Annotated in this window: 1 protein-coding gene; it reads left to right on the top strand. The window is 71.9% G+C overall.

What is annotated here, in order from left to right:
• Positions 1–993: transposase family protein (locus ACFSVL_RS46585; protein WP_378314608.1), on the top strand; the 993-nt coding region annotated here is incomplete at its 5' end.
• Positions 994–995 lie beyond the last annotated feature (2 nt).

Here is a 995-nt window from a genome sequence, read left to right as displayed (position 1 = left end):
TGGTTGCGCGGCAACGGATTCGCGGGCTGCCTGCCGGTGGCCGGGAACGTGGCGGAGCCCCCGGATGTTGATCAAGTCGTGACTCAAGAAAAAACGTCCGGGGGCTCCGCTCCCACTGTCTCACAGCAGGTTCCGGCCTCGTATCGCAGTGCGTTGCCGGTGTCGCCGCCCACGATCGCGATGCTGGCCGGGTTGATCGCCCGCCGTCGCCGCGCGATCGGGTCGCGGTGGCGCAAGGCGTCCCCGGCCGAGCAGGCGGTGCTGGTGCTGGCGATGCTGCGCCACGACCAGCGGCTGCTGGACCTGTCCCGCGCCAACGCGGTGTCGGCCGCCACGCTGCGCCGATGGCTGCTGGAAGCCGTCGCCCTGCTCGCCGCCCGGGCTCCCCGGCTGGACCGGGTGCTGCGGCGACTGGCCGCCCGAGGGCAGGTGGTGGTGCTGGCCGACGGGACCCTGATCCGCACCCGCCGCCGCACCGGCAAAGACAACCGCCGCAACTACAGCGGCAAGCACAAACACCACGGCCTCAACGTCCAAGGCCTCACCGACGAGGACGGACGGCTGGCCTGGGTCTCGGCCGCGCTGGAGGGCAAGACCGCCGACATCACCGCCGCCCGCCGCCACCGGCTGCGCGACCGCATCCACGCCCACGGCCTGACCCCCGCCGCCGACAAGGCCTACCAGGGCTGGCACAAAGACCTCCGCTCAGCCCGCGACTGCGACCGCTGCCAGGGCCCCTGCGAGCAGGTCGTGCTCACCCCCTACAAAGCCGAAACGAACCGGCCGCTCACCCACGCCCAGAAAACCGCCAACTCCGCGTTCAACGCCATGCGCTGCGCGGTCGAAGGCGGCTTCGCCGCCCTCAAAACCTGGCGCATCCTCGACAAACTCCGCCTCCACCCCCGCCACGCCACCACCCTCGTCCGCGCCGTCCTCGTCCTCACCCAGCACGAACAAACCGCCCGCGACACCACCCAACCCGCCCCCGCCTGACG

Origin of the sequence: Amycolatopsis silviterrae, from assembly GCF_042684085.1 — a bacterium.
Lineage (GTDB): Bacteria > Actinomycetota > Actinomycetes > Mycobacteriales > Pseudonocardiaceae > Amycolatopsis > Amycolatopsis silviterrae.
Note: the sequence above shows the minus strand (reverse complement) of the source record. Positions and strands in the feature narration are given on the sequence as shown.